The sequence below is a fragment of the Streptomyces laculatispora genome (assembly GCF_017353455.1).
In the GTDB taxonomy this organism is placed as follows: Bacteria; Actinomycetota; Actinomycetes; order Streptomycetales; family Streptomycetaceae; genus Streptomyces; species Streptomyces laculatispora.
Genome location: NZ_JAFMPZ010000428.1, coordinates 1 through 3,562, shown reverse-complemented (window position 1 = coordinate 3,562; position 3,562 = coordinate 1). Strand labels below are relative to the sequence as shown.

At 71.3% G+C, this 3,562-nt stretch carries 3 protein-coding genes; 1 reads left to right on the top strand and 2 read right to left on the bottom strand.

The features are described 5' to 3' along the window. A partial coding sequence (locus tag J1C73_RS21260) for a Tex family protein (RefSeq protein WP_207317814.1) occupies positions 1–2,178 on the bottom strand: 2,178 nt, incomplete at its 3' end. 174 nt (positions 2,179–2,352) lie between these two features. Further along, a complete protein-coding gene (locus tag J1C73_RS21255) occupies positions 2,353–3,210 on the bottom strand; it encodes an SCO6745 family protein (protein ID WP_207317813.1) in 858 nt (285 codons plus the stop codon). Between the two features lie 135 nt (positions 3,211–3,345). Here J1C73_RS21255 and J1C73_RS21250 point away from each other — a divergent pair. Next, a partial coding sequence (locus J1C73_RS21250; protein WP_207317812.1) for a DJ-1/PfpI family protein occupies positions 3,346–3,562 on the top strand: 217 nt, incomplete at its 3' end.

Here is a 3,562-nt window from a genome sequence, read left to right as displayed (position 1 = left end):
CGCCCCCGCCTCGTCATCCAGCCGCAGGGTCAACGAGATCCGCTTCCGCGGGATGTCGACCTCCATGACCTTGACCTTGACGATGTCACCCGGCTTCACGACATCACGGGGGTCCTTCACGAACGTCCTCGACATCGCCGACACATGCACCAGGCCGTCCTGGTGCACCCCGATGTCCACGAACGCGCCGAACGCCGCGACATTCGTCACGACCCCCTCCAGCACCATCCCGGACGCCAGATCGCCGAGCTTCTCGACGCCCTCCTTGAAGGTGGCCGTCTTGAACGCCGGACGCGGGTCGCGCCCCGGCTTCTCCAGCTCCCTGAGGATGTCGGTGACGGTCGGCAGCCCGAACTTCTCGTCCACGAAGTCGTCGGCCCGCAGGGACCGCAGCACACTCGTGTTGCCGACCAGGGAGGCGACGTCACTGCCCGTCCGCTTCACCATCGCCCGGACCACGGGGTACGCCTCCGGGTGCACGCTGGACGCGTCCAGCGGGTCGTCACCCCGGATCCGCAGGAAGCCCGCGCACTGCTCGTACGCCTTCGGGCCGAGCCTGGCCACGTCCTTGAGCCCCTTGCGGGAGCGGAACGGGCCGTTGGTGTCACGGTGCGCGACGATGTTCTCCGCGAGCCCCGAACCGATGCCGGAGACCCGTGAAAGCAGCGGCGCCGAGGCGGTGTTGACGTCGACCCCGACCCCGTTCACGCAGTCCTCGACGACCGCGTCCAGCGAACGCGACAGCTTCACCTCGGACAGATCGTGCTGGTACTGCCCGACCCCGATCGACTTCGGGTCGATCTTCACCAGCTCCGCGAGCGGGTCCTGGAGCCGGCGCGCGATCGAGACGGCGCCGCGCAACGAGACGTCCATGTCCGGGAGTTCCTGCGAGGCGAAGGCGGACGCCGAGTACACGGAAGCGCCGGCCTCCGAGACCATCACCTTGGTGAGCTTCAGCTCCGGGTGCTTGTCGCACAGTTCGCCGGCGAGCTTGTCCGTCTCGCGCGACGCCGTGCCGTTGCCGATCGCGATCAGATCGACATCGTGCGCCTTCGCCAGCTGCTCCAGTCTCGCCAGCGACTGGTCCCACTTGTTGGCAGGGACGTGCGGGTGGATGACATCGGTCGCGACGACCTTGCCGGTCGCGTCGACGACGGCGACCTTGACCCCGGTACGGAAACCCGGGTCGAGCCCCAGCGTGGCCCGCGTCCCGGCCGGCGCGGCGAGCAGCAGATCGCGCAGGTTCGACGCGAAGACACGTACCGCCTCGTCCTCCGCCGCCGTGCGCAGCCGCAGCCGCAGGTCGATGCCGAGGTGGACCAGGAGCCGGGTGCGCCAGGCCCAGCGCACGGTGTCGGCCAGCCACTTGTCCCCGGGACGGCCGCGGTCGTTCACCCCGAAGCGGCGGGCGACCATGTTCTCGTACGACGAGGGACCGGGCTCCCCGGACGGTTCCTCCGGCTCCAGGACGAGGTCGAGGACGTCCTCCTTCTCGCCCCGGAGCATCGCGAGCACCCGGTGCGAGGGCAGCGCGGTGAACGGCTCGGTGAAGTCGAAGTAGTCCGCGAACTTGGCGCCCGCCTCCTCCTTGCCGTCCCGCACCTTCGCCACCAGCCGGCCCCGCGTCCACATGCGCTCACGCAGTTCGCCGGTCAGGTCGGCGTCCTCCGAGAACCGCTCGGCGAGGATGGCGCGGGCCCCCTCCAGAGCGGCCGCCGGGTCCGCTACGCCCTTGGCCGCGTCGACGAAGGCCGTGGCCGCGACGAGCGGATCCACCGACGGATCGTCCAGCAGACCCGAGGCGAGCGGTTCGAGCCCGGCCTCCCGGGCGATCTGCGCCTTCGTCCGCCGCTTCGGCTTGAAGGGCAGATAGATGTCCTCAAGGCGCGCCTTCGTGTCGGCGGCCCGGATCCGCGCCTCCAGCTCACTGTCGAGCTTGCCCTGTTCCCGTACGGATTCGAGGACCGCGGCACGGCGGTCCTCCAGCTCCCGCAGATACCGCAACCGCTCCTCGAGCGTGCGCAGCTGCGCATCGTCGAGCATCTCGGTCGCTTCCTTGCGGTAGCGCGCGATGAACGGCACGGTCGATCCGCCGTCGAGCAGCTCGACGGCCGCCTTCACCTGTCGCTCGCGTACGCCGAGCTCCTCGGCGATCCTGCCTTCGATGGACGTCGTCACGGTTTTACCGACTCGCCTTCTCGTACTGGCTGTGCTGGTCGGGCCCCGGGGTCCGCTGTCCGGACCGGTCCTGGGCCACTCGACTGCATTCTGCCGGGTGGCCGGGCGCCGTGTCGCCCGGCCACTCCCTGTACCGGCCGCCGTCCTGCCCGACTCCGATCCGCCGGACAGTCCTCAGCCGTTCAGATCCGGCGGAAACGCGCCCGCGGCCAGCGCCGTGCCGAGGAACCCGCGTCCCAGTTCGGTCAGGCGGGCCACGCCCGCACCGCCGAGCTCCTCGTACGGCGCCAGGTCCATCCGGTCCGTGGCCTCCTCCAGGCCGGTCCGCAGCGCCACGCCCGCCTCCGTCAACCCGCCCTCGGCGGTGAGCAGTCCGCGGTCGCGCAGCCGGGCGGAGGCGTCCTCCCAGTCGCTGCGGTGCCACCCGCGGGTCGCCAGGGTCCAGCGGGGCGACATGCCCTTGCCGGTGGCGGTGTGGCTGACCAGGGCCTCGACGGGGTCGAGACCGGCCGCGAGGAGCGCCGCGAGATGGGCGTCCCCGCGGTGCTCGCGCAGCAGGGTCGCGGCATGCCAGTACGCCAGGTGCGGCTGCTCCGGCACCGGGAGATCGGCGTGCGCCGCGTACAGCGGCCGGGCGTGTCGCGTGCAGCCCGCGGTGGCGCGCAGCGCCAGCCGCGCGGCCTCGGCCAGCTCGGGGGAGGCGATGGCCTCCTCGCCGAGGAGCCGGCGCAGCGTCGAGTCGGCGGCACGCAGCCGCGCCGCCAGAACGGCTTCGGGCGAGGCGATGTCCCAGACGGCGGGCAGGTGCGCGGCCACGAGTTCGTGGCTGAAGTTGTAGAAGGTCGCGGTGACCGTACCCGGGCCCACGGCACCCAGGGCGGCTGAGCGCCCGGCGAAGTACACGGCGGCGGGGGCGGTGATCCCGATCCCGCCGAACTCCTTGCCGAGATCGGGGGAGAAGTAGACCGCGGAGTGCAACGGGTTGAGGGCGTTGTGGCAGCGGCGTCCGGCACGGGGCGGCAGAGTACTCATACCCGCACGTTACCGACTGGTCAGTACGGCAGGGAACCCCGGGCCGTACGTGAAGTGCGTCGCGCCGCCGCCATGGCAGGAAAGGTGGGGAACCCGTCATTGCGGCCGTGGGGGAGGCCGCCCAGGATGGCAGGCATGAAGCAGCGATCCGTACTCGTCGTCCTCTTCGACGGCGTTCAGAGCCTCGATGTGAGCGGGCCCATGGAGGTCTTCGCCGGCGCCTCCCGGTTCCCCGGGGCCTCGTACGAACTGCGTACCGCCTCGCTGGACGGCGCACCGGTCCGCTCGTCGAGCGGGCTCACACTCGTCCCGGACAGCAGCCTCGCCGGCACCGGCCCCGTCCACACCCTCC

Excerpts from the sequence above, each read along its gene's own strand:
- J1C73_RS21255 (WP_207317813.1), bottom strand. The coding sequence starts at position 3,210 with ATGAGTACTCTGCCGCCCCGTGCCGGACGCCGCTGCCACAACGCCCTC.